The organism is Adhaeribacter soli (assembly GCF_008727925.1).
In the GTDB taxonomy this organism is placed as follows: Bacteria; Bacteroidota; Bacteroidia; order Cytophagales; family Hymenobacteraceae; genus Adhaeribacter_A; species Adhaeribacter_A soli.
Genome location: NZ_VTWT01000001.1, coordinates 565,359 through 590,534 on the forward strand (window position 1 = coordinate 565,359; position 25,176 = coordinate 590,534).

Genomic DNA, 25,176 nt, shown 5'->3' on the forward strand with positions numbered 1-25,176 from the left:
TACCACTGGAAAGATTATTCGCCATCTGGAAGTAAAGGTGAGGCATACCTAATAAAAGTATGTTGCGTAAATACAGGTAACTATTCTTAAACTGATAAAGCATGCAACAAAAATTCCGTTCATTCCTGTGGCTGGGCTTAGGCGCCGGAGCCTTCCTGGCATATAAAGCAATATCCGGAAACGGCAGGAGGTACTCGTTTAGAGATAAAGTGGTAGTAATTACCGGCGGCTCCCGAGGACTAGGTTTGGTTATAGCCCGGATGCTGGCCAAAGAAGGCGCAAAGCTGGCCATCTGTTCCCGCACCGGACCCCAACTGGAAAGCGCCGCGGCAGAATTGCGGGAGTACGGCATTGAGGTATTGGCCATTCCCTGCGATCTGACGATTCAGGGGGAAGCAACACGCTTCATAGACCAGGTTCAGGAGCTTTTTGGCCGAATAGATGTGCTGATAAACAATGCCGGCGTTATACAGGTTGGCCCCCTAGAAGATATGAAAGTGGAAGATTACAGACTTGCCATGAACACGCATTTCTGGGCGCCGCTTTACACCATGCTGGCCACGGTTCCCGGTATGCAAGCCCGCGGGGAAGGCAGAATTGTAAACATTGCATCGGTGGGCGGGAAAGTGAGCGTGCCGCATATTGTACCATACAGCGCCAGTAAGTTTGCGCTCGTTGGCCTTTCCGAAGGCTTCCGGAACGAGCTGCAAAAGGATAATATATTGGTTACCACCGTAAACCCAGGTTTATTCCGTTCCGGCAGCCCGGTAAATGTGCTGGTAAAAGGGCAAACCAAAAAAGAATACGCCATGTTTGCCACCATGGGCGCCAACAGCCTCACGTCTTCGAGCGTGGAAAATACCGCGCGCCAGGTAATTGAAGCCTCCCGGTCCGGGGAAGCGGAAGTGGTAACCAACCTCCCGGCCAGGTTCCTGATCTTATCGAACAACCTCTTTCCCGAACTCACGGCTAAGACCATGGGATTTGCCAATAAGTTTCTGCCTGACCCGGTGGCCGATGTAAACAGAATGGCCCGCGGAGCAGAAAGCGATTCAGACCTGATTCCGGAGCATTTACGGGAACGAACCTGGAAAGCCGCCGCCCGGAATAATGAGATCTGAGTTGAAGACCCAGGAATAAGCTAAGCAGTTATTAGTTTAGTTTTTCCTTTTTGTCATCCTGAAAGGATCTTGTGATTTCTGGGTTAATAACGAAGAATTTCATTCTGGAGGATAAACGTGGTAATTCCATAAATTAGCCTTCAAACTTCTTTAAGGAAAACAATAAGGTTTTCAGCTGAAAAACTCAAACCGTTACAAAAAAGCGAGGCAGCCTTACCGGGCAATCCGGATGCAGCTTCGCTTTTTCGTAAGGCTTCGCCCGGAGATTTCAACTCCTTCTTTTTATACTTCGGGTAGGAATAGCGCTTAAAGGATCTTCGGGCCAATGATGTTTCGGATATCGGCCCCGCAAATCTTTTCTTACCTCAAAATACCCCGAATTCCAGAAACTTCGCAAGTCTTTGGTTACCTGCACCGGACGGGAAGCCGGCGAAAGCAAATGAATAAGCAAAGGCACTTTCCCTCCGCCGATCCGGGGCGTATCCAGTAATCCGAAAACCTCCTGCAACCGTACCGCCAAAACCGGAGAAGCCGGATCGGTGTAATCCAGCGGAATGCGGGAGCCGCTGGGAACATCCAGGTGGGTAGGGGCTAACCTGTCGAGTTCGGTGCGCTGTTCCCAGGGAAAAAATGCTAGCAAAATTTCGAAAAAATCCAGTCTGGCTATTTCATCCAACGATTTCAATCCGACTAAATGCGGCAGCAGCCATTCGTCCGCGGTTTCTTCCAGGTTTTCGTTCGCTAAGTCGGGCCAGGCATCCGGGAAGTAATGATGCAGGAATGCCAGTCTCTGCCGAAGCTTTTTAGCCGCGTCTGACCAAGGCAGCCGTTCAATTCCCCGTTCCAGCAAAGCCTTTATCATTACCTCCGCTACCAGTTCCGGATCGGGTTTGCTTAAACTGGTTTCTTCCAGTACCAGCGCGCCTAAACTGGTAAGCTGGCGGGCCACGATCCGGTTAGAGTTAACATCAAACTTTATTTCCTGGGTCTTTTCCAGCTGGGCGGCAAAGTGCTTTAAAATCTCGGCTTTGGAAATCGGGGCAGCCAGTTGAATTCGGGGATGTTGTCCGGCATCTAACTGGGCAATGGCATAAAATTCCGCTTCCCCGAATTGCTCGGTTGCCAGTTGCGCCTTTTGTCCGCTGATCAGGCGTACCTTGCCGGAGGTCTCTCGCTGGGCGAGGCGGTCCGGATAAGCAAGGGCGGTAAGCAGACCGGCAGCATCCGGGTTTAAACCTGCATCCTGAATTTTTAGTCTTTGGCGGAGGCTTTTCGCCTGTTCCCGGATCCTTCGGAGCACATTTTCCTCGATTACAAAACCGGGGGTATGCGGACGTTGTCCGTTCAGGATCTCGAGTCTTAGCTGCAGGTCAGGTTGTTCGTTCCGATAACTTTCCAGTGGTTTCAGCATGTCGCGCTCTCCCAGCAAAGCCGCTAAGCTGCAGGCAGTCGGCCCTTCGTTCACTTCCTGGCCTTTAATTACCAGATGGCCAAGCCGGGGCGCTAAACCCAAAGTAGCAATACTTCGGCCGTGCGGGGTAGGTTGCCCGTTCGGGCTTAAAGCCTCCAGCCTTATCAGCAGATCTTTGGCCTGGGCAATGGCTGCCGGGTGGGGCAGGTCAAGCCAATGCAGCGTAGTAATGTCCCTGGTGCCCCAAATGGCCAGCTCCAGTAACAGGCCGCTCAGGTCGGCTTCGCGGATCTCCGGCGGCAATTGGGGTAATAAATGCAACTGATCGGCAGCAGACCACAACCGGTAGCAAATGCCGGGACCAAGCCTGCCGGCGCGGCCCCGCCGTTGGTCGGCGGCGGCGGCGGATACCGGGATGGTAGCCAGGGCAGTTAAGCCGGTACGCGGTACAAATTTCGGAACCCGGGAAAAGCCGCCGTCAATCACTATGCGCACGCCTTCTATGGTTAAACTGGTTTCGGCAATGCTGGTGGCCAGCACTACTTTCCGCCGGCCAGCAGGAGCAGGCTGAATGGCTGCTTGTTGCTGGGGCAGCGGCAGTTCGCCGTGCAGCAAATGCAGATCGGTGGTTTCGGGCAAGGAATTTTCCAGCAGGCCGGCTGCTTTTTTTATTTCCCCGATCCCGGGCAGGAAAACCAGGATATCGCCTTCCGGATAATTTTTCAGGGCCTGCCGGATCGCTTTGGGAACTGCCGTCGCTAATTTAGCGGCGGGCCGGGAATCCAGGGCAGCTACTTCGGCAGGCGTGAGGTAAACCGTATCTACCGGGTACATTTTGCCTTCGCTGCTTATAACGGGCGCTTCCAGCCATGCCCCGATTCCTTTAGCATCCAGGGTGGCGCTCATGACCAGAAGCCGTAAATCGGGGCGCAATACCTGCTGGGCATCCAGGGCTAAAGCCAGGCCAAGGTCTGCCTGCATGCTTCGCTCATGAAATTCATCGAATATGATCGCGGCAATCCCTTCCAGCGTAGGGTCATCCTGCAACATCCGGGTAAGAATGCCCTCGGTAACTACTTCTATGCGCGTTTGCTCCGATATTACTTTTTCCAGCCTTACCCGGTAACCTACCGTTTTCCCTACTGGTTCATCTAAAAGCTGGGCCATGCGTTGGGCTGCTGCGCGGGCTGCCAGCCGCCGAGGCTCCAGCATTAAGATCCGGTTATCTTCCCGCCAGGAGGCATTTAAGAGCGCCAGAGGTACCAGGGTGGTTTTACCGGCTCCAGGAGGAGCCTCCAGAATGGCCCGGTTCGAGGAAGCCAATGCAGCCCCAAGTGCTGGAAGTACCGCTTTAACCGGAAGATCGGGCAGGAATTCGAATGGCATAAGTTTTAAAGAGAAAGCTACTGGCAATATTATTTAAAGGAAGTACCAAAAATACCGTTAATTCAGTAAACCGGCAGTAAGCAGCACGTGAGTTTGAAGCGAAGCACTTTTTACTGGGAAATTGTTACTGTTTTTCATTAAGGATAACCTTCGGAATAGCGGCCAGAACAGGACCAGGTAAACGGATTTAAATACCTAAATTTAAGGAACCTGGTTTCTTAAAAAAAATATTTCGGAATCGGGCCAGTGGTTCTTTCTGAATTTCCATTTTGCCGTTAAGAATTAAAAAAGGGAAATTGAAAGCCTTAGGCAAAACCTATGAAAAAACGCAATCCATATTATATAATAGGAACCATCGGTTTGTTACTAAACTTTCTGGCTACCATAATTCTGAGCTATGCCGTAGATCCTTACTTTGCTTCCATTTTCACGGCTTTCTTCCCGGTCTGGATCATTATTCTGGTGGTTGGTTACCGGAAAGCGCACCCGCGGCCATAAGGAAATTGCCACTAAAAGAAAACAAAAATGCGGCCCTTTAAAAGAAGCCGCATTTTTTATAAGTTAACTTTATTTCCGATTAGAACGGAAGATCGTTGTCCGCTTCGTCCATTACGAAGGTGGAAGCAGCCGGCTGGGCGGCATTGTTGCTGCGCGGTGCGCTGCTGTTGCCAGCGGAAGCACCGTTAGCGGCTTCTACCCGCCAAGCACCTAAATTGGTGAAGTACATGGTTGTACCGTTCTTGGTAAAAGGTTTACCGGAAAGGTTAAAAGCTACCTTCACTTCGTCACCTACATTGAATTGGTCTAACAGGTTGCATTTATCCTGGGTAAGCTGGAATTTTATGAATTGGGTGTAAGCGCCATCTGGAATCTCAAGCACAAACTCGCGTTTGCGGAATTTCTCACTTACCTGTTGTTCGTCAAAAATCTCGTGTAATTTGCCTTGGGCGTCGTAAGCCATAATCCTTCTATTTTATTGATTTTTATATATACAAATATACGAAAAACCGGCCATATTAATTCCATTTCAGCTGCCTTATTATTGCTTAATTCCCTGCTTTTTAAACTAACCTTTTCAGTTTTAATTATTTAAATTTTATCTTCCGGGGTATGGGTTGCTGTACCGGAACAGGATTTTAAAAGAAGCCTGCCACCTAACTTCTTTATTTGCGTATGGGGGCAAACGGTACGTATTTAAGCTTAAAAACCACTTATGAATAATTTTGCAATTGCCCTTCATGGCGGCGCCGGCACCATTACGCGCCAGGTAATGACCCCGGAAAATGAAGCCAATTACCGGAAAGCCCTGGAAACTGCTCTTATGGTTGGTTCAGGACTTTTAACGGCCGGTAAATCCGCCCTGGAAGCTGTGGAGGCCACGGTGGCCTGGCTGGAAGATTGCGACTTGTTTAATGCCGGCAAAGGCTCGGTTTTTACCAAAGCCGGCAAGCACGAAATGGATGCTGCCATCATGTGCGGTCGAACGCTGGCAGCCGGTGCAGTGGCCGGCGTCCGGAACGTTAAAAACCCCGTGAAGCTGGCGCATTGCATTTTGCAGAATTCGGACCATGTAATGCTGGTATACCCGGGAGCGGAAGAATTTGCCCGCAAGTACCACCTCGGTTTCGAACCGGACGAATATTTCTACACCCAACAACGCTACGAACAGTGGCAGGAGATCCGCGATTCCGACATTTTTATGCTGGACCACACCGAAGATATTCCGGCGCCAGTTCAGCCCCCTTTGCCGGATAATAAAGAAAAGAAGTTCGGAACGGTTGGGGCAGTAGCGTTGGACAAGGCCGGCAACCTGGCGGCTGCCACTTCTACGGGCGGTATGACGAACAAAAAATTTAACCGTATCGGCGATTCTCCGATCATTGGCTCCGGAACGTATGCCAACAACGCAACCTGTGCCATTTCCTGCACCGGCCACGGGGAATACTTTATGCGGGCGGTGGTTGCTTACGATATTTCCTGCTTAATGGAATATAAAGGGCTTTCGCTTCAGGAGGCCTGCAAAATAGTGGTAAACGAGAAACTGGTAAAACTTGGCGGAGAAGGCGGATTAGTGGCTGTAGATGCCAAAGGCAATATTGCCCTGCCATTTAATTCGGAAGGCATGTACCGGGCCTGCCGGGTTAACCAGGAACCGGCTTTCATCGGCATTTACGGCGATTGATGAAGCGAGCTAGTACACATTCAATTTAATTTATAGAATTTGCTTGACGGGATTTGTAATCCCGTCTTAACCGAGCCGTGGGATTTGTAATCCCACTTTCTAAAAATTAAATTGACTGTGTACTAGTGGAGCAGGGTGTTTCATTCTCAAAATTGCTGTTATTTAGTGTACAAGTGAGCACGGGTGTGCGGAACTTGCGAACGAAGCTCTGAAACAAATTGTCGGCTACTGGTCTGGCTTTGGAACTAAGAGCCAACGAGGTCCTTCGCTTTCGCTCAGGATAACAAGCTTATTTATTAGATAGCTCCTCAGCTTGGTTTGGCTTTAATGTTTTGAAAAATTCAGACCGAAAACAGTATCATTTTAACCAGAAAATCAGAAACAAATATTCTCATTACAGCTTTAATAACGCAATTCCGGCGGTGCCTGGGAGTTGAGCCATTCCTGATGGTCTTCGAAATCGGCATAGAATTCCCGGGTACTCATATCGTACACGTTGCCTTTAGCCAGCACGTGTAATTCTACGTTTTCGATGGAAAGGGGAGTGCCTTTGTCTACCCGGGGCGCATTGTTGTGCTGAATGTGGTGTCCGTCGATAATGATCACCAGGTTGGAGCCGATTGTTTCAATAAAATGGCCTTTGGTGATCAGTACGCCGGTGTCTTCGCCCAAACCAATGCCGATTACTTTGTCATGCAGGGCAACCGCTTCTATGAGCCGGCCAAAACGCCCGCGTTTTACAAAGTGCGAATCGATGATCACCCCCCGGATCAGGCCTAAGCCCGTTCCCATTTTCACGGAACCTTTCAGCAAAGCATTGGCTACACTTCCGCCCCGGACCATGATTTCAGACATGGCCATGGCCCCGGCGCTGGTGCCCGCAATTACAAAGTTTTCTTCCTCCAGGTACCGCAATTTCAATAAGTCCAGAAAATCAGTATTCAGGAACATTTGCGTGATTCGGGACTGGTCGCCGCCGGTAAACATCACGCCGTCGGCTGACTTTAACCGCTCGAGGTATTCCGGTTTTCGGGCTTCTTCTTCCGAATCGATGTGCATGAAACCGATATCTTCGATGTTCAGCAGTTTAAAAGCATTTAAATACCGGTCGCCAACTTCCAGCGGAATAAGCGAAGCCGTGGTGATTATTTCTATGCGCGGGGTTTTCTTTTTCAGTTCCTGCAGGAAGCGTTTCAAAATTCCCAGTTCGAAAAAATTTAGCCGGTAAAATCGTTTGGCGCGCGGATTCGGATAAGTGCCCTTGTCTTCGTTTCCGCCAATTGCCATTAATTTTCCTTTCGGTAGTGCGGTACTCATGTGCGTGTTTTATTTGAAAACCTATATACGAAATTCAGGAAAGGAGTTACTTAAAGTTTGAAAGGCACAGGAAGTTGGATATCTGTAACTAGGCTCAGAATCTTAAATTGCCTGAAATAAACAAGCAGATTTAGAGGTCTTTGAAAGCTACCCGATTAGGAAAGGCCAGTTTATGTTGCCTGATGTTCCGCAAAACAGGTTGTCTGAACACGATTTCAGGGAATTATTGGAAAGACAGGATTTTTATTTCAAAAAATGATCCAGGAGAAAAGATATGGATGTTCCGAGAAAAACTGCGCGTAAGCCCAAACCCGGAAAAGGAGTGGATACTGATATTTCGCTTAACGCTGCAGGTAGTACTATCCGTTTTACTTCTTTTTTTCTTCCCACGTCACTCTTAGCGTATTTTTTGCAGAAGATCCTGAAAATCCCTCCATCCTGAAAATCCTGATTCAGACAATAAAAGAAAAAAAATATTCTTAAAACTGAAAACCTGAAAACAAAACCTGACAGGTCTGGTTGTAAAGGAGGTCGTAATTTATGGCTGGTTCAATTTTCCACCTTAATCATAAAATATTATGCAACTAAAAACCTTAACCGATTTACTCATTCACGATTTAAAAGACCTTTACAACGCGGAGCAGCAATTATTGGTGGCTATGCCTAAAATGATGGACAAAGCAACTGCCCCGGCGTTAAAAAATGCCATTAACCAGCACTTCAAAGAAACCCAGAACCAGGTAACCCGCCTCGACAAAGTGTGCCAGATCCTGGGTACCGATGGCAAAGGCTTAAAATGCAATGCTATGGAAGGCCTTATCCGGGAAGGGCAGGAATTTATGAAAGAAGATGCCGATCCGGCCGTTATGGATGCCGGTATCATCGGTATTGCCCAGCGCATCGAGCATTACGAAATTGCCGGCTACGGTACAGTTTGCACGTATGCGAAGATCTTAGGCCTGAAAGATGTGCTTCCGTTGCTGAAAGAAACCCTCGACGAAGAGAAATCTACGGACGAAAAACTAACGGCCATTGCCGAGGAAATGGTAAATCCGGTAGCCCGGTAAGCAACCTGGAAAGAATAAAAAAGCCGGCCTGATAATTTATCAGGCCGGCTTTTTTATTCAAAAACGGTACTATTTTTTAGCTAAAAGTTCATCGATGGTAGCCGTAGAAACGGCATGGTAATTCGTCCGGGCTTTTTTGTAGATCGCCTGGGCACGTTCTCTGCCTTCCGGGCTTTCTAATAAAGCCTTGTAAAGCGGGATCAGGAATTTGCGACGGCCAACGTGCGTGAGGAAGTTTTCCAGGGCTTTGTCGGCGGGGCGGTAATTATTTTTAACGGCAATTTCGAGCCAGGCTGCCAGAATTTCGGAGTTGCCTGAATTGGTGAAATTAAAAGCCTTGTCCAGTTCCTGCATTTGCTCCGGAGTCAGCTTAGCGGGCAATTGGCGGAGAAAGTGCAGCCATTCGTGGCTCGACCAGTCTTTGGTGCTTATTTCTTTTGCTGGTTTGCCTTTCTGCCAGTCGGTGGCAGCCTGGGCAGCTTTTTCAAAACGGGTTGAAGAAATTGGAATGGCCCCGGCCGGAATACCAGGCTGGTAGATCCAGGCTTCCAGGTTTATTTTTTTTGCCAGTTCCGCATCGCCTTTAATCAGCTCCTTGTTCAGGAAATTCACAAAACTTTCCGTAGTTGTGGTCTGGAAAGCAAACTGGTTGAAGTACTTGTTCAGGAATTGGTCGAATTTATCGCGGCCTACGGCATTTTCTATATTCAGCAGGAAGTAATTTCCTTTTTCGTACGCAATATCGGTCAGGCCTTCATCCGGATCGCGGCCTTCCAGTTCCAGGCGAAGGCGGGTGTCCGGTTGGTCTGAGCCCAGTTCCTCCAAGGTGCGGTGCAAGTCCTGGTGTCCCAAAACTTTCAGCATATCCGAGTATTCTTCGCCGTACATAGCTTCCATAATGCGGCGCTCAAAATAAACCGTAAAGCCTTCGTTCAGCCAGAAATCGTTCCAGGTAGCGTTCGTAACCAGGTTGCCCGACCACGAATGGGCCAGTTCGTGCGCCACTAAACTTGTAAGCGATCGGTCGCCGGCCAGAATGGTGGGTGTAACAAAGGTAATGCGCGGGTTTTCCATGCCGCCGAAAGGGAAACTCGGCGGAAGCAAAAGCAGGTCGTAGCGGCCCCAGCGGTATTTGCCGTAGATCTTTTCGGCCGTTACCAGCATTTTGTCCAGCTCCGCAAACTCATAAGCCGCAGCCTCCAGCGATACCGGTTCCGCGTAAATGCCGGTGCGGTTGCTAAGGGGTTTAAAAGCCAGGTCGCCCACCGAAAGCGCCATTAAATAGGAGGGTATCGGCTGATCCATTTTAAAGGTGTAAACCCCGTCGGCTGATTTCTTTTGCGGATTTTCGGCGCTCATTACGGCCAGCATCTCTTTCGGCGCTTTTACTTTGGCGTTATAAGTAAACCGAACGCCCGGGCTGTCCTGGCACGGGATCCAGGTGCGCGCCAGAATGGCCTGGGACTGGGTAAACAGGAAAGGGTGCACTTTGCCGGCGGTTTGTTGCGGACTGAGCCATTGCAAAGCTGCCGCCTCCGGCGATGTTTCATACTCGATGGTAATGGCTTTGGTATCGGGGTTTAACTGAATTTCAAGAGGTTGCCCGAACGTAGGCTGGTTTTCGCCCAGAGAAAAAGCAAGGTCCTGTTTTTTAGTTGTATCGAACACATTCCGGATCTTCAGGTTGCGGCTGTCGAGAATGATCTTGTCGGTATCTTTTTTCCGGTCGAGCTGGTAGGTGGCTTTGCCGCGGATAATTTTCTGGTCGAAGAGCACTTCAATATCCAGGTCGAGGTGCTTTACGGCTACTTCCGCCGGGTTCGAATAACTGTGCACATCCCGGGCAGGGGTGGCAAGCGCAGTTTCCTGGGTGGTTTCCATTTTATTTTCTTTCATAGGTTTAGTATTACAGCCGTGCAAATGCAGCGCTGCCACGGCCGAAAGCAGCACAAGTGTCGTGCGGGAGTTCATATTCTTAAAAGCTTGTTGCAGGCAATTTATTAAAATCTAAGCAGAATTTGGGGGTGCCTGTCTTATTCAGACGTAAAACGGGAAGGAATATTTTATTTAACTTATAAAAGGGTAGGATTTTTCGGTTAAAAAGTAATTATGCCCTTGTTCCCGAAAGCCGAAAGGTAGTAATCCCGAACATTCTTTTCGTTTCAGGAGTAATTAAAAGGCAAATTAACCCATCATACACCAAACTGCTTCTACAAACCATTTATGCAATCCTGCTTTCCGAATATGAGTTACGCTTTCAGATTAAAATTTCTGTTTATTTTACCCTTTTTGCTGGTGCTGTTTGTTTCCTGTGGACAGCAAAGTAATAAGAATGAGGAAAATAACGAAAAAGCTTCCACTTCCGACAGCCGTTCGGCGAAAGGCAAAGTGGTGGTAATGGACAGTGTTTTTATTATCAGTTATGTAAGAAGTGTGCCGGAGTTTAAAGAGCACGAAAAACTGGTGCGCCTTTTTTACCGCGACCGGGGCTTTAAACTGGCCTGGTTTAAAAACGGCGAACTGGTGCCTCAGGCAAACAAATTTAAGGAAGTGATTAGCAAAGCCGACCAGGAAGGCCTGAACCCGGATAATTATAAACTGAAGAACTTCGACCAGATGTACAAGGCGTATGTCGAAACGAAGGACGAAGCCACCCAAACCAAACTGCAGCAGGAACTCGATATAGCCTTAACTGCTTCTTATTTTCACTACGGCACCGATTTTTACAAAGGCATGGTAAACCCGCGCAAAGTGAGTTCTATTGACTGGAAAGTTAAAAAGAACAAGATCAAGCTGAACAAGGCGCTGCAAACCATCCTGAAAGAGCGGGAAAGCAAATACCCGTATTACGAATTTGCCCCGCTTCACCCGGAGTACGACCGTTTGCGCACCGCCCTCAAAAAATACCGCGACCTGCAGCAATTCGGTGAATGGCCAAAGGTGGAAGAAGTAAAGAAACTGAAGCCTAACGATGTTTCGCCTCAGGTAGCCGTTCTCCGCAAACGCTTACTCATGGAATATGAGCCGCAAAAAGCCAAGACTTTAAACGGGCAGAACGATACCCTTTACGATGCCAACCTGGAAGTACTGGTAAAGAAATTCCAGGAACTTAACGGCCTGAAAGCGGATGGCGTTATTGGTCCGGCCACGGTAAAGCTGTTGAATATTCCTTTGGATGACCGCATCGATCAGCTTATCATCAATATGGAGCGCTGGCGCTGGATCCCGAAAAAATTTGAAGATAAGTACATCTTCGTAAACATTCCGCGCTATACCATGCACGTGATCGAAAACGGCAAGGAAGTACTGACCATGAAAGTGATCGTGGGCAAGTCGATGCACTCTACCCCGGTGTTCAGCGATAAGCTGGAGTACGTGGTTTTCTCTCCGTACTGGAACGTGCCGAACTCCATTGTGGAGAATGAAATAAAGCCGAACATGCTCAAGAATCCGAATTTCCTGGCTTCTCAGAACATGGAAATTGTTTCGGGCCAAGGCAAAAACGTAAAGCAGGTTTCGCCATCCAGCATCGACTGGAATTCGGTTACGGCCAAGAACTTTAAATTACTGATCCGCCAGAAGCCCGGCCCTAAAAATGCGCTTGGCCCGGTAAAATTCCTGTTCCCGAACGAATACAACGTTTACCTGCATGGTACCCCTTTCGAGAACTTATTTAACCAGGATCAGCGCGGTTTCAGCCACGGCTGTATCCGATTGGAAGATCCGGCCAGCCTGGCAGAGTACCTGTTAAAGGACCGGCCGGAATGGGATCCGGAAGCAATCCAGCAGGCCATGGCAACGGGAGAAGAACAATGGGTTACCCTGAAAGCCAAGGTGCCGGTTTACATTGTTTACTTTACCAGTTGGGTAGATAATACCGGCAATGTGCACTTCTACCAGGATCTCTATAACCACGACGAAGACCTGAAAAAAGAGTACTTCGGTTAAGAATTAAAAATAGTATAAATAAAAGGCCCGGGCAATCTCATGGATTGTCCGGGCCTTTTTGTTTTTTCCTGGCCCGAAGCTCTTCGGCAGTAACTTGTTCTTTTGCCGGTCATGCATAGGCAAGTAAGAGGCATGTAAGAATAATTAAATTTGAAATGTTGCTTGTTCCTGAGCCGGTTATAAAAGGTTAACCTGAAATTATAAGCTGGCATTAAAAAAAACGGAAGGAAGAAATTTTAAAAAATTTAAATATGCTTTCGGAGACCTGCATAAAAGACCAGGTTAAGCAACTAAGAAAAGCTTGCCGGCAACTTGTCTTCAGGCAAAATTTTCCGGTAAGTAACCTTCTGTCATTAAGTCATAGCCGTAAGGAATTCGCTTTTGTCGGTTAATGACTTCGGGTTCAAAGCCCGCCAGATCAGATAAAACCTGAAACGAGGGTTAAACCATTTGAATTTGGCTGTTTACTTTTGTAAATACATTTGTAAATTGAGTTTACAAATGTATTTACAAAAGTAAATAAGTATTTAAAAATTGGGTATGTAGTTTATAATGTGAAGCTAATAGCCCTAAAATTAAAGGAAAGGTTGAATAGAGGTGCGGTTTTGTATCTACCGGATTTTGGAACCGGAAAAACTTTTGTTTATTTGTAAGTTGTAACTGGAAAGTATTTAATCTGTAAATTTTGCTCGAACGCATTAAGAAGATTGCCTCCCATTGGCAGCTTAGCCCAACTGCTTTGGCCGATAAGATCGAAGTCTCGCGGCCGGTAATAAGCCATATCCTGACCGGGCGTAACCGGCCCAGCCTGGAGGTTGTACAAAAGATAGCCCTTCATTTTCCGGAACTGAACCGCAACTGGCTGCTGACCGGCGAGGGCAAGATGCTCGCATCCGAAGTAAAAGCAAGCGAATCAGAAAGCCAGGTTCAGCAAGATGTTACTCCTTCTGCAATTGCTAGGGAAATAACACCGAGTAGTGAAAAGAATGAAAAAATACAAAGTGCTGAACCGGTTAATAAGGATTCAGCTCCTTCCCGAACGGTAACCAAAACGTTAAAAAAAGTGCTGCTTTTCTATTCCGATAATTCTTTCGAAGAGTATAACCCCTGATCCTGAAATTGAATTAAAGAAATAAATAAGCAAAGTCGTTGGGGCGAATCTTGCGTAAGGAACCGACCTTTATAACTTTCGCCTGCAAGGAGAACAGGGGAAGCGAACAAAGGTTTACCATATTTATAAAGGCGATAGGGTTGGTGATTGCTGCTAAGGTTTAACCTGTATTACATAAAGCTGGTTTAAATTAAAGCAGAAACTTAGTGAATGCCTTAACCGGGGCGGTTTTCTGCTGTTTTTATAATAAAAGCACTGACCTTCTGCCTGGGCGCTCCGGCATCCTGACTTCACGATACAGCTAAGAATTTTTTTTATTTTTGCTCTCAATTCAGCTCTCACAAATTATATGCAAACCGAATTACAGGATAACATAAAGAAGGTGGATGTACTGGCTTTTTTGTTAGAAATTAAGGAGAAGGTGCATTCCGTAGACGAATTATTGGATGCCCTGCAGGCTGAGAATAGGCGCATAGAAGATTACGGTCAGTTCAATATTGACCGGCTGCTTGAGATCAGTACTTACCAATGGCAGCTCGAACAGGTGGAGATGAAATTGAAAGCGCCGTCGCTTATTAAAATTACGTTTGCCCAGGAAGGAGAGAAGACCATTCAGCCCAAAACCGAAGAGGAAAAGATTGAAGCCTTGCTGATCGGCCTGATCATGAAGTTTTTGCGCGAAAGCGATAATGCAGGGGATCAGGGCAATGGAGGGTTCAACCTGATTAACCCCTGATCTTTTCGGAAGAATTACTTTCCATGAACCATTCCAGCGCCTCGTTAGTATCGGCTTTGTACTGGAAGGAATAAGGCGGGTTTGTTTTTTTAAGCAGGTTGGTTATCAGCAGCGAAATATTGGTTTCGTAATGAAAATGATAGCTGGCGATCCGGGCTATTTTGCGCACGTTGGTTTTAGGTAGTTCCGATCCGTAAAAGTTCAGATGCCAGTTGTCGAGCCTTATGGGAAAACGGTCCGAATCCCGGGCATCAACAATCCAGTTTTCGATGTGCAGCTTTTGAGTAAACTTTAAGACCTCCGTCATTGCGGCTTTGTAATCGCTGTTACAAACCGAGCCTCCCAGATTAATTTCCAGCGCCTTAAACTTCTCCAGCAAGTGAACATCGATGTTCCCTTGCTGGAAAATAAGCTTTGATTGACACGAGATGAGGTGCATAAGCAACATACGGTTCATAGTTAAATCAAAGATGCAGACTATTTATTGTTAAAACAATAGCACTGCATTAATTTAATGCTATTTTTAAGACGTTCCTGCAGAATTGCCCGTTTAAGCTGACTTTAAATTTCAATTGGCCTTACGGTTATGTTCAGGTTATTTATAAACAGCGACATGCTTTCCTTTTTTAGTTTAGTTACTTGCAAACTGCCTTTTCGAAATATAGAATTATTATTTAAAAGCTGTTTCAGGTGATTATAGATTTGTACGAAATTCGTTGAAAAAGATATAATTTTCTCAAATTAATACCGATGGTATTGAAAAAGTCTTATTTGAAGGTAGCAGCTTTTTCGGTGAAACAGGAGAGGGATTCCGTTGACTAAAGTCAACGGCAGTGGATATAATATATTAAGGGATCCAAGTTTTGAAGGAACTACCTGATAATGGTCTGAAACCGCTTTAAATAATAAAGATTACCTGTAATAAAGATTACCTGCCGTACAGATTATCCATTCCCGTTGACTTCAGTCAACGGGATTCAGTTACGGCCGGTTAAAAAGGGTAGGGAAATGCATAAAAAAAGCCCCTCAGTTTCCTAAGAGGCTTTTTGCGGTCCGGACGGGACTCGAACCCGCGACCTCCGCCGTGACAGGGCGGCATTCTAACCAACTGAACTACCGGACCATTTTCAAAACTTCTTCATTTCAGCAATTTCGGCTTGTTTGTTCCGTTTTGATGATGCAAATGTAGAAGGATGATCTTTACCTGCCAAATGTTTTGGAAAACTTTTTTTTAAAGGGCTCATTTCCAGCTAAATTATTTTTTAACCATATTAATCTTGCCCGGAAATTCCTTCACTAACAGGATTCTTTTACCTTTGCAGGATAAATTTTAAGGAAAAACTATGCTCTTGGATTTTGAACAACCAATTGCCGCCCTCGAAGGCAAGTTGCAGGAAATGAAAAAACTGGCTGATGAAAGCCAGGTGGATGTTTCGGAGGCGGTAAAAGCCTTAGAAGAAAAAATAAAGAACCTAAAAAAGGAAACATATGCCAACCTTACCCGCTGGCAACGGGTTCAGCTTTCGCGCCACGCCGACCGGCCTTATACCTTGGATTATATCCAGGGCATGGCCGAGAAATTCATTGAGCTGCACGGCGACCGCAACGTGGCCGACGACAAAGCCATGGTAGGCGGTTTCGGGGAGCTCGACGGACGTACGGTCATGTTCATTGGTCAGCAGAAAGGCCGCAACACCAAGCAGCGCCAGATGCGTAATTTCGGCATGGCGAACCCGGAAGGATACCGCAAAGCCTTACGCTTAATGCGGATGGCCGAGAAATTCGGAAAACCGATCGTTACCCTGATCGATACGCCGGGTGCATTCCCGGGCCTGGAAGCTGAAGAGCGTGGCCAGGGCGAAGCCATAGCCCGAAACCTGAAAGAAATGTTCACCCTGAAAGTGCCGGTAATCTGCATTGTGATCGGGGAGGGGGCTTCCGGCGGCGCGTTGGGTATTGCCATCGGCGACCGCGTGTTCATGCTGGAAAACACCTGGTATTCGGTTATTTCGCCGGAAAGCTGTTCTTCTATTTTATGGCGGAGCTGGAACTACAAAGAACAAGCTGCCGAAGCCCTGAAACTAACCGCTCCGGACATGCTGAAATACAAACTGGTAGACGGCATTATTAAGGAACCGCTTGGTGGTGCGCACACCAACCCGGAGAAAATGGTTAAAACGCTGAAGAAAAAGATCTTGGAAACGCTGGATGAACTCGAAGCCATGGACGCCGACGAGCGAATCTCCCAACGGATCGATAAATTCTCGAACATGGGCGTGGTAAACGAACTGTCCGGCGGCATTGAGAACAACTACACCATCATTTAATTCTGAAAACGGATACAGCAGCTAGTCAAAAAGTTGCTGTATTTATTTTAATCAGGATAACTCCCGTCCGGAAAACCGTACAGGTTTCCGGAAAAAAAGTCGAACAATCGAATATCTAATAATCGAACAATCGAGCCATGAATTTGCACGTAATTGATACCGGATTTTTTAAGCTGGATGGCGGCGCCATGTTTGGCGTGGTGCCGAAAACGCTCTGGCAACGCACTAATCCGGCCGACGAAAATAATTTGTGTACCTGGGCCATGCGCTGCCTTTTGATCGAAGACGGCAACCGCCTGATCCTGATCGATAACGGTATTGGGGACAAACAGGACGCGAAGTTCTTCAGCCATTATTACCTGCACGGCGATGCCTCCCTGCATGGCTCTTTAAAGAAGGCGGGTTTTTCAGCCGAAGATATTACCGATGTTTTCCTGACCCACCTGCACTTCGACCACTGCGGCGGTGGCGTGAAATACAAAAAAGACGGCACCGGTTTCGAGCTTACCTTCCCGAACGCCACGTACTGGAGCAACAAAGACCACTGGAAATGGGCAACAATCCCGAATGCCCGCGAAAAAGCCAGCTTCCTGAAGGAGAACATTCTGCCGATGCAGGAAAGCGGTCACCTGAAGTTCATCGATCCGAACGAGCCTTCGCCAATCCCGCAATTCGATATCCTGTACGTAGACGGCCACACCGATAAAATGATGCTGCCGGTAATTCCTTACAAAGACCGCACGCTGGTGTATACCGCCGACCTGCTGCCTTCCGTCGGGCATTTGCCGCTGCCTTACGTAATGGGCTACGATACCCGTCCGCTTTTAACGTTGGCCGAAAAGGAAGCTTTTCTGAACACGGCTGCCGCAAATAAATACGTACTCTTTTTCGAGCACGACTCGGTAAACGAATGTTGCACGGTTACGGAAACCGAAAAAGGCGTAAGGCTGGAAAAAACCTTTAAGCTTTCGGAAGTATAATGCCAGGCCAGATCCGCGTTGGACTTTCTTTTTCCGGCGGCGCTGCCCGGGGCATATCGCACTTAGGCGTGCTGAAGGCTTTGGAAGAGATTGGCGTGCCGGTTACCGTAATGTCTGGAACCAGTTCGGGCGCTATTGTGAGCGTTTTTTATGCGGCCGGTTACAAACCCGAAGAAATTCTGAAGCTGGTACAGGAAACGAACATTGCCCGGCTCATGCGTCCCGCCTTTACGCGCTTCGGCCTGATGACCCTGGACGAGGTGGAAAAAGTGTTCCTGAAGTACCTGGGTGATATTTCGTTTGAAGACCTGCAGAAAGAAGTGATCATTACGGCTTCGGATGTTAACCAGGGCATAGTAGTATATTTTTCGGAAGGAAAACTCATTAAGCCTTTGCTGGCTTCCTGTTCGGTACCCTTACTTTACAAAGCCATCGAATATCAGAATCATTTGCTTTTGGACGGGGGCCTGCTGAACAACATGCCTGTAGAGTGCCTGACCGATAGAAGCGATTTTGTAATTGGCGTGCATTGCAACCCGCTGAACCACCAGGCAAAAATTTCTTCAGTACGTGGCATGATCGAACGGACTTTTCACCTGGCCATTAACAACAATGTGCAGGCCCGCTTCAAATTCTGTGACCTGCTCATCGAGCCGCCGGAACTGAAGAATTACCGCATCCTGGAGTATTCAAAAGCGGAAGAATTGTTTAAAGTCGGGTATGAGTACACCTTGTCTTTAGCCGATAAACTCAGGCCGCTTATTCCGCAATAATTAGTATATTCGTTTTTACTTTTTCCATAGAAAAACCTACTGTTTTAAGACCTTCTGAAAAGAACTTTTATGGCAACAACTATTACCGATATTTCCAAGAAAGGCAAAACGCCGACTGGCACCGAACTGAACACCAAAGGCTGGATCCAGGAGGCGGCTTTGCGCATGCTTTATAACAATCTCGATCCGGATGTGGCGGAACGGCCAGAAGACCTGGTGGTTTACGGCGGCACCGGAAAAGCAGCCCGCAACTGGGAAGCCTTCGACCTGATCGTAAAAGCGCTGAAAGACCTGGAAGAAGACGAAACGCTGTTGGTACAAAGCGGAAAACCCGTAGGCATTCTTCCAACGCACAAAGATGCCCCGCGCGTACTGATCTCCAACTCCATGCTGGTGCCGCACTGGGCCAACTGGAAAAACTTCCGCGAACTGGAAGCCAAAGGCCTGAGCATGTACGGCCAAATGACCGCCGGTTCCTGGATCTACATCGGCTCCCAAGGCATTGTGCAGGGAACTTACGAAACGTTTGCCGAAGTAGCCCGTCAGCATTTTAATGGTACGCTGAAAGGCACGCTGAACGTAACGGCCGGTTTAGGCGGTATGGGTGGAGCGCAGCCCCTGGCTATTACCATGAACGAAGGCGTATGTTTAGCCGCCGAAGTGGAAGAATGGCGCATCCGCAAACGCCTGGAAACCCGCTACCTCGACAAAATGACCCATTCCATTGAAGAAGGCATTGAGTGGGCGCTGGATGCCAAAGCCAAAGGCGAAGCCATTTCCATTGGTGTAGTTTGCAACGCGGTAGACCTGCTGCAGGCTTTGATCGATAAAAATATTACCCCGGATACCTTAACCGACCAGACTTCGGCGCACGACGCTTTAGTAGGTTATTTCCCGGAAGACATGAGCGTGGAAGAAGCCAATGTGCTGCGTCAGCAGGATCCGGAGCAATACGTTTCGCGTTCCCTCGATACCATGGCCCACCACGTGCGTCAGATGCTGGAACTGCAGAAACGCGGCGCTATTACCTTCGATTACGGCAATAACCTCCGCGGCCAGGCCCACGACCTGCGCGGCGTAGAGAATGCCTTCGATTTCCCGGGCTTCGTACCGGCTTATATCCGCCCGTTATTCTGCGAAGGTAAAGGCCCGTTCCGCTGGGTAGCTTTATCCGGCGATCCGGAAGATATCCGGGTTACGGACGAGGTATTACTGGAGCTTTTCCCGGAAAACAAATCTTTGGCCCGCTGGATCAAGATGGCTCAGGAGCGCATTGCGTTCCAGGGCTTGCCGGCGCGCATTTGCTGGTTAGGGCAGGGCGAGCGCGAAATTGCCGGTCTGGCCTTTAACAAACTGGTACGCGAAGGCAAAGTAAAAGCCCCGATTGTGATCGGCCGCGACCACCTCGATACCGGTTCAGTTGCTTCGCCGAACCGCGAAACCGAAGCCATGAAAGACGGTTCCGATGCCATTGCCGACTGGCCGGTACTGAACGCCATGATCAACACGGCGGGCGGTGCGAGCTGGGTATCGTTGCACCACGGCGGTGGCGTGGGTATTGGCTATTCTATTCATGCGGGTATGGTAATTGTAGCCGATGGAACGGAGGAAGCCGAAATAAGATTGAAGCGCGTTTTGCACAACGATCCGGCCATGGGCGTGCTGCGTCACCTCGATGCCGGTTACGACATTGCTGCCGATACAGCCCGCAAGCATCGCCTGAATCTGAAAGACCGGTTAAACAAATAAACACAGAAATGGTTTTAAAAAGCAGCTCTAAAAGGCTGCTTTTTTTATTTCATTATTTTGAAGGGCGGTGTTTGTTAAGGTAATTCCGTGGAGATTTCCTGTTTTGAAAATAGGGTTTAAAAAAGCATAGTAAAAAAGCTATAGATTTTCGTCTGTAATTAAAGTTATGCGTATAAGGTGAAAAAATAACCTAAATATATATGCATAAATTTACGCTGCTCCTTACACTCTTCCTTTTCGGGTTTAACCTGGCCTTTGCCCAGGAAAACAGAAGTTCGCTGATCAATGCCAAAATCAAAGACGGTTCCATTATGCTGGGCGGCAGCCTGGGGGCTTCTTACCAGAAATATTCCCACGACAACCGCATCACCAAGAAAAAAGAAAGCGGCGACCTGATCACGGCGCGGCTGAACACCAAATCGGGGTATTTCTTTTTACCGGACTTTGTGGTTGGTTTAAATCTGGCTTTTGAGCACACCAACATAAACGTGGATTCTACCCGTTATGGCGATAGCAAAACTACATACGTACTGGCCGGGCCCTTTGTGCGCTACTATTTTAACAGCGGTATTTTCCTGGAGGGGAACGTGAATGCCGGAGTGTTTTCGATAAAAGGCGGTAACAAATCGGATATAAAGAATGCTCTGGTAGGGATTGGCTACGCTTATTTCCTGAACGACCGGATCGCCATAGAACCGCAACTTTCTTTTAAATACGAAATGAGCCGGATCGATAATGCTGATTACAACCAGGTAGATCACCATTTTGGCCCCGAATTCAACATCGGTATTCAGGCGTATCTCTGGTCTCCGACCCGTGTTTTGCCTACAAAGTAAAAACCGTATGAAAACAAACGAAAAAGTCAGGCCCGTAAGCCTGACTTTTTTTGTGCTAAGCTGTAGCATTATTTTCTAACTTTGCTTCCTATTTATTTACAGGAATGTTCGGAAAGTTTTTAGCAAAAGTAATTTTTAAAGTAGCCGGCTGGAAACAGGTGGGTACCGTGCCGTCGGAAGTACAAAAATGCATCATGGTGGCCGCGCCGCATACCAGCAACTGGGATTTTATTTATGCCCGCGGCGCTTTTTATTTAATGGATCTGCCCGTAAAATTTACCATAAAATCGGAAGCGATGGTAGGCCCCTTGGGCTGGCTATTAGATAAAATGGGTGCCTTACCGGTAAACCGCAAAAAGAACAACAGCCTGGTAAATGCCATGATCGATCTGTTTAACGAACGGGAGCAGTTGGTAATTTTGGTAACGCCCGAAGGTACCCGTAAATACCAGCCACGCTGGCGCAAAGGGTTCTACCACGCCGCTTTCGGCGCCGGCGTTCCCATTGCTTTAGGATATTTGGATTACAAGAAAAAAGAAGCCGGTGTAGGTCCTTTATTTTACCCTACCGGCGACGTAGATGCCGATATCGAAAAGATCAAAGATTTCTACCGGACGGTTACCCCAAAGTATCCGGAGAATGGGGTGCGGTAGTTTTGGGGGTGAAGGGATAGCATTTTAATTTATGCAATAAAATTTAGTTTTTTGAAAATGCGTAAGTTAATTATTTGCCTGCAGTTGGTTTGTACCATAACGACTTTAACCAATGCAGGTTTATTAACTTACATTGCTGTCTTTATTTACAGAAATCCATTTTGGTATTTGACTGTTTCCGGAACTGCATTTCAAAATATAATTTTCGATTATTCCTTTCCTATTGGGCTATTCTCATTCATAATTTCTTTGATTTTATTTTTTACGTATAAATTGAAATTTGATTTAAGGTTTTACTTATTGATCTTTCCATCAATTACTTGGTTTATTTATTTTTTAATATTTGCATTTATTCAAATTCCATATTTTTTTTAGAAGCTTCTGGAAATGGCGTGTATTAGTTTTTGGGGTAGAAGGGATGGCGTTTTCTAAGTCTTTATTGCTTCTGGTTAAAAAATAATGTAAAACAAAACAGCTGTACTTATAAAATGGTACGGTGTCGCCCCTAAAAACTACCTGCAAAACTACTACATACTATTCCTGCCCATGCTGAGTAAAGTCTATTTGATTGATGACGATGAGATATGCCTGCTTACATCGGAATTTATTTTTACGGAAAGCCGCTACACCGATGGCTGTTCGTTTTTCAAAGACCCGCGCGAAGCGCTTGCCGTTTTAAGGCAGGATCTGGAAAGCGGGACCCTGCCGGAAATTATCATTTTAGACCTGCACATTCCGGAAATGAATGGCTGGGAATTTCTGGAAACGCTGAAACCATTCGAAGCACAACTTCGCAACAAATGTTTTATTTACATGCTCACTTCTTCAGCCGATGAAGCCGAGTTAGCGCAGGCTCAGAATTGCGGCCTGGTTTACGAATTATTGCAAAAGCCATTCACGCCCCAGAAACTGGATGAAATTATTCGCGACATTGTGTTCATGCGCAATAAATACGCCTGATCCGGCGCTGTACCAATGATTCCAACTGACTAAAATTCCGGCGCAAACTTAATTGTAAACGTGGCGCCTTCGTTTGGTTTGCTTTCAACTGAAACCTGCCCGCCAAGCGCGGTTACGTGGCTATGTACCAGGTACAAGCCAATCCCTTTACTATCCGCATGCTCATGAAATTTCTGGTGCAGCCCGAAGATGCGGTCGCCGGTTTTTTCCAGATCGAAGCCTTGCCCGTTATCTGCTACTATCAGTTTCTTAAGGCCGTTTTGCTTTTCCGAATAAATGGAGATATCCGGGAATTTGGCTGGTTGCGCGTATTTAATGGCGTTGGTGATCAGGTTCAGGAAAATGCTTTGCAGGTAAACTTTATTGAAGCGCACCGTTTTCACTTCCGAAAAATTAATGCGTATGGTAGCTTTTGCGGTCTGAACAAGCGAACCAATGGATTGTAAAACTACCTGCAGATTTTCTTCCAGGCTAATTTCCTCCACCTGTGCGTGCAGTTTGTTTTTCTCGCGCAGCAAATCCAAATAATTATCCATCGACTGCTTTAATTGGTGCCCCGACATTTTCAGGACTTCCAGAAATTTAGCGGTTTTCGCATCTTTCACATTCGAAATATCAAGTAAACTGAAAATGGAAAGCAGGTTGTTTACCGGCGAACGCAGATCGTGGGAAGTCGTGTAATTGAATTGCTTCAGTTCTTTGTTTATCCGCGTAAGATCGGCCAGCAAAGCATTGCGTTCGGCTTCCTGGCGTTTTTTGTGCGTAATGTTTTTGGCAATGGCAAAGATCAGCTGGTCGCTTTCTATGGGTTGGGATGTCCAGGAAAGCCATACGATAGCCCCGGCTTTGGTAACGTACCGGTTCTCGAAATTATTGAGCGGTTTTGCCTTGGTAAGTTCCTGCCGTACCTCCGATGTGTGCCATTGATCTTCCGGATGCACAAAATCGTTGATGGGGCGGGCGTATAATTCATCCAGGGAGTAACCGAGCAATTTGGGAACGGCCGCGTTTATCTTCTTAAAATAACCATCGAAACCGGCAATGCATAGCAGATCAGGCGAAAGTTCGAAGAAGCGTTCGTACTTAAAAGTAGCGTCGGGCATAAGGATCTAAACTGAATTTGCGCGGCTCAATTTATTAAATACTTTCAGCTTTTGCGATTCAGGTAGGAGTGTTATCTTTATATTTGATACTGGACAAAGGCCTAGAATCTTACCAGACGGTTACGCCGAAGTAACCTGAGAAAGGATTGCGGTAGTTTTAGGAGTTGAAGGGATAGCGTTTTAATAATTTATGAGTTATAGAGTTTTTCTAATCGGATTAATTTTTCTGCTTCTAAACCTGAATTGTAAAATCCTACAATCTAATCAAGCAGAACAGAAACCTCAATTTGATTACTTTATTGATGGCAAAACAATAACAATACAATTGCTTTCAGATTTATTTAAGGAAAATGGCAAACGATTAAATCTTTTCGTAAGGGCTGCCGGAAATTTACCCAATAATCTTTCAATTAAGAAAGAAGAAGTCTATGTTGTTTATATAAAGAAAGACAATACTCCAAGTTGGTCTGAAACAACAAAACTAAAAAATGATTCTTCTATTATAATTTTCTCCTATCCTAATGAGATATATAAAAATTCTAGAATGCTATTCCGATTGAAATACAGCATATACCAGAATGATAAGTTTATAAAAACTGGATATGATGAAACTGTTTTTATATTTTAGTCAATAAAAAAAGAGCATCTAAATGCTCCTTTTTTATTTAGGACGTTGGAGTTGAAAACACTAATAATGGAAGGAATTTTAGCTTTCCTCAAGTTTTAAAATTTGATATTGAATAATTCCTTTAATTATTTCCTGCATTGATTTTTTAGGAGTATTTAATGGAAAGTCTTCTTTAGACAAATTAATATTGTTATTGTGTTTATTTACTATAATTAAATTTCTGTCGGGATTAGGATATATGCTAAGAGCGGGAGAAAAATAATCATTCTCTGGATGTTTACTTGTAATACTAATTACAATCGTAGGTAATTCCTTTTCTTTAAATGTCTGAGTATTTATAATGAACAATTTCCAATAGACAGTATCACCAAATTTTAAAATATAAAAGAAACTTTCATGTGTTGCGTTAAAAATAACTGAAGGAAATGGATGCTTTGTAATTATTTCTATTTTTCCATTCTTGGAGTGTTCATTATATGCAGCAACAATTGATTCTAATTCATTAAAAAAACCGCTGTAAAATTTTTTCCATTCATTATTGTAAGTAAGTTTTTTCTCTTCAAAACCTAAGTTGCTTTTTTGATATTCTAACTTGTAAAGGTCTTTATTACTAGAAAACTCTGAAGCCCACTGAGAATATTCATTCTTTAGCTCAGCAATTTTTTCTTCTTTTTCACTTTGTGGAATATCCTCTTTTCGAATTGATTTTAATTCATTGTTAAATTCAGAAAATTTCTGATTTAATTCTTCTTTATCTTTTTTACTATCAATTGAAGGTCCGTAAAAAGTTAAAAAGGTACCAATGGCAATAAAGATTATACCTATTATAGTTATCCAATTCATTTAAATAATTTGAGATATTAAATCAAAACTTAAACTTGCACAAGT

Annotated in this window: 22 protein-coding genes and 1 tRNA gene; 15 read left to right on the forward strand and 8 right to left on the reverse strand. The window is 46.1% G+C overall.

Translation table 11 applies throughout. The features are described 5' to 3' along the window. Positions 1-101 precede the first annotated feature (101 nt). Positions 102-1,121: an SDR family NAD(P)-dependent oxidoreductase gene (locus F0P94_RS02265; protein WP_150902071.1), complete on the forward strand. Its 1,020-nt coding sequence runs from the start codon at positions 102-104 to the stop codon at positions 1,119-1,121. A gap of 268 nt (positions 1,122-1,389) precedes the next feature. On the opposite strand, the gene hrpB is transcribed toward F0P94_RS02265, so the two are convergent. Next, a complete protein-coding gene (hrpB, locus tag F0P94_RS02270) occupies positions 1,390-3,918 on the reverse strand; it encodes an ATP-dependent helicase HrpB (protein WP_150902072.1) in 2,529 nt (842 codons plus the stop codon). Positions 3,919-4,236: 318 nt separating this feature from the next. On the opposite strand from hrpB, the gene F0P94_RS02275 reads away from it, so the two are divergent. Next, complete coding sequence (locus F0P94_RS02275; protein ID WP_150902073.1) at positions 4,237-4,416, forward strand: hypothetical protein; 180 nt, start codon at positions 4,237-4,239, stop codon at positions 4,414-4,416. Between the two features lie 79 nt (positions 4,417-4,495). On the opposite strand, the gene F0P94_RS02280 is transcribed toward F0P94_RS02275, so the two are convergent. Further along, complete coding sequence (locus F0P94_RS02280; RefSeq protein ID WP_150902074.1) at positions 4,496-4,879, reverse strand: DUF3127 domain-containing protein; 384 nt, start codon at positions 4,877-4,879, stop codon at positions 4,496-4,498. Positions 4,880-5,131: 252 nt separating this feature from the next. On the opposite strand from F0P94_RS02280, the gene F0P94_RS02285 reads away from it, so the two are divergent. Further along, positions 5,132-6,100 (forward strand): isoaspartyl peptidase/L-asparaginase family protein, encoded by a 969-nt coding sequence (locus tag F0P94_RS02285; protein WP_150902075.1) that lies wholly within the window; start codon positions 5,132-5,134, stop codon positions 6,098-6,100. Positions 6,101-6,502: 402 nt separating this feature from the next. Here F0P94_RS02285 and F0P94_RS02290 read toward each other — a convergent pair whose 3' ends face one another. Continuing rightward, positions 6,503-7,417 carry a cyanophycinase gene (locus tag F0P94_RS02290; protein WP_150902076.1) on the reverse strand — a complete coding sequence of 305 codons (915 nt, stop codon included), beginning with the start codon at positions 7,415-7,417 and terminating at the stop codon, positions 6,503-6,505. Between the two features lie 578 nt (positions 7,418-7,995). Here F0P94_RS02290 and F0P94_RS02295 point away from each other — a divergent pair. Then, positions 7,996-8,484: a YciE/YciF ferroxidase family protein gene (locus tag F0P94_RS02295; RefSeq protein ID WP_150902077.1), complete on the forward strand. Its 489-nt coding sequence runs from the start codon at positions 7,996-7,998 to the stop codon at positions 8,482-8,484. A gap of 69 nt (positions 8,485-8,553) precedes the next feature. Here F0P94_RS02295 and F0P94_RS02300 read toward each other — a convergent pair whose 3' ends face one another. Next, on the reverse strand, positions 8,554-10,455 hold the full coding sequence (locus tag F0P94_RS02300; protein ID WP_150902078.1) for a M1 family metallopeptidase: 1,902 nt from the start codon (positions 10,453-10,455) through the stop codon (positions 8,554-8,556). A gap of 273 nt (positions 10,456-10,728) precedes the next feature. Between F0P94_RS02300 and F0P94_RS02305 the strand changes: the two genes are divergently transcribed. From F0P94_RS02305 to F0P94_RS02315, 3 genes are all read left to right on the forward strand, one after another. After that, positions 10,729-12,432: a L,D-transpeptidase family protein gene (locus F0P94_RS02305; RefSeq protein WP_191906884.1), complete on the forward strand. Its 1,704-nt coding sequence runs from the start codon at positions 10,729-10,731 to the stop codon at positions 12,430-12,432. A gap of 685 nt (positions 12,433-13,117) precedes the next feature. Next, positions 13,118-13,543 carry a helix-turn-helix transcriptional regulator gene (locus F0P94_RS02310; protein ID WP_191906885.1) on the forward strand — a complete coding sequence of 142 codons (426 nt, stop codon included), beginning with the start codon at positions 13,118-13,120 and terminating at the stop codon, positions 13,541-13,543. A gap of 349 nt (positions 13,544-13,892) precedes the next feature. Beyond that, positions 13,893-14,279 (forward strand): hypothetical protein, encoded by a 387-nt coding sequence (locus F0P94_RS02315; RefSeq protein ID WP_150902081.1) that lies wholly within the window; start codon positions 13,893-13,895, stop codon positions 14,277-14,279. Here F0P94_RS02315 and F0P94_RS02320 read toward each other — a convergent pair. Together F0P94_RS02320 and F0P94_RS02325 are read right to left on the reverse strand one after the other, a co-directional pair. Then, the gene (locus tag F0P94_RS02320) at positions 14,269-14,718 is read right to left on the reverse strand and encodes a hypothetical protein (protein WP_150902082.1); all 450 of its coding nucleotides are present in this window, start codon (positions 14,716-14,718) and stop codon (positions 14,269-14,271) included. The genes F0P94_RS02315 and F0P94_RS02320 overlap by 11 nt on opposite strands. A 610-nt stretch (positions 14,719-15,328) precedes the next feature. Next, positions 15,329-15,402, reverse strand: a tRNA-Asp gene (locus F0P94_RS02325). A 220-nt stretch (positions 15,403-15,622) separates the two neighbouring features. Between F0P94_RS02325 and F0P94_RS02330 the strand changes: the two genes are divergently transcribed. From F0P94_RS02330 to F0P94_RS02360, 7 genes are all read left to right on the forward strand, one after another. Next, positions 15,623-16,606 carry an acetyl-CoA carboxylase carboxyltransferase subunit alpha gene (locus F0P94_RS02330; protein ID WP_150902083.1) on the forward strand — a complete coding sequence of 328 codons (984 nt, stop codon included), beginning with the start codon at positions 15,623-15,625 and terminating at the stop codon, positions 16,604-16,606. 137 nt (positions 16,607-16,743) lie between these two features. Continuing rightward, a complete protein-coding gene (locus F0P94_RS02335) occupies positions 16,744-17,586 on the forward strand; it encodes an MBL fold metallo-hydrolase (RefSeq protein WP_150902084.1) in 843 nt (280 codons plus the stop codon). After that, the gene (locus F0P94_RS02340; protein WP_225307096.1) at positions 17,586-18,359 is read left to right on the forward strand and encodes a patatin-like phospholipase family protein; all 774 of its coding nucleotides are present in this window, start codon (positions 17,586-17,588) and stop codon (positions 18,357-18,359) included. Before F0P94_RS02335 ends, F0P94_RS02340 begins: the two co-directional genes overlap by 1 nt. 69 nt (positions 18,360-18,428) lie before the next feature. After that, a complete protein-coding gene (gene hutU / locus F0P94_RS02345) occupies positions 18,429-20,108 on the forward strand; it encodes a urocanate hydratase (RefSeq protein WP_150902085.1) in 1,680 nt (559 codons plus the stop codon). Positions 20,109-20,308: 200 nt separating this feature from the next. Next, positions 20,309-20,944: an autotransporter domain-containing protein gene (locus tag F0P94_RS02350; protein WP_150902086.1), complete on the forward strand. Its 636-nt coding sequence runs from the start codon at positions 20,309-20,311 to the stop codon at positions 20,942-20,944. Between the two features lie 104 nt (positions 20,945-21,048). Beyond that, on the forward strand, positions 21,049-21,597 hold the full coding sequence (locus F0P94_RS02355; RefSeq protein ID WP_150902087.1) for a lysophospholipid acyltransferase family protein: 549 nt from the start codon (positions 21,049-21,051) through the stop codon (positions 21,595-21,597). 546 nt (positions 21,598-22,143) lie between these two features. Continuing rightward, positions 22,144-22,557 carry a response regulator gene (locus tag F0P94_RS02360; RefSeq protein ID WP_150902088.1) on the forward strand — a complete coding sequence of 138 codons (414 nt, stop codon included), beginning with the start codon at positions 22,144-22,146 and terminating at the stop codon, positions 22,555-22,557. A 29-nt stretch (positions 22,558-22,586) separates the two neighbouring features. Here the strand turns inward: F0P94_RS02360 and F0P94_RS02365 are convergent, their stop codons facing one another. After that, positions 22,587-23,660 carry a PAS domain-containing sensor histidine kinase gene (locus tag F0P94_RS02365; protein ID WP_150902089.1) on the reverse strand — a complete coding sequence of 358 codons (1,074 nt, stop codon included), beginning with the start codon at positions 23,658-23,660 and terminating at the stop codon, positions 22,587-22,589. 190 nt (positions 23,661-23,850) lie between these two features. Between F0P94_RS02365 and F0P94_RS02370 the strand changes: the two genes are divergently transcribed. After that, a complete protein-coding gene (locus F0P94_RS02370; RefSeq protein ID WP_150902090.1) occupies positions 23,851-24,288 on the forward strand; it encodes a hypothetical protein in 438 nt (145 codons plus the stop codon). Positions 24,289-24,366: 78 nt separating this feature from the next. On the opposite strand, the gene F0P94_RS02375 is transcribed toward F0P94_RS02370, so the two are convergent. Beyond that, on the reverse strand, positions 24,367-25,131 hold the full coding sequence (locus F0P94_RS02375; protein WP_150902091.1) for a hypothetical protein: 765 nt from the start codon (positions 25,129-25,131) through the stop codon (positions 24,367-24,369). Positions 25,132-25,176: the final 45 nt, after the last annotated feature.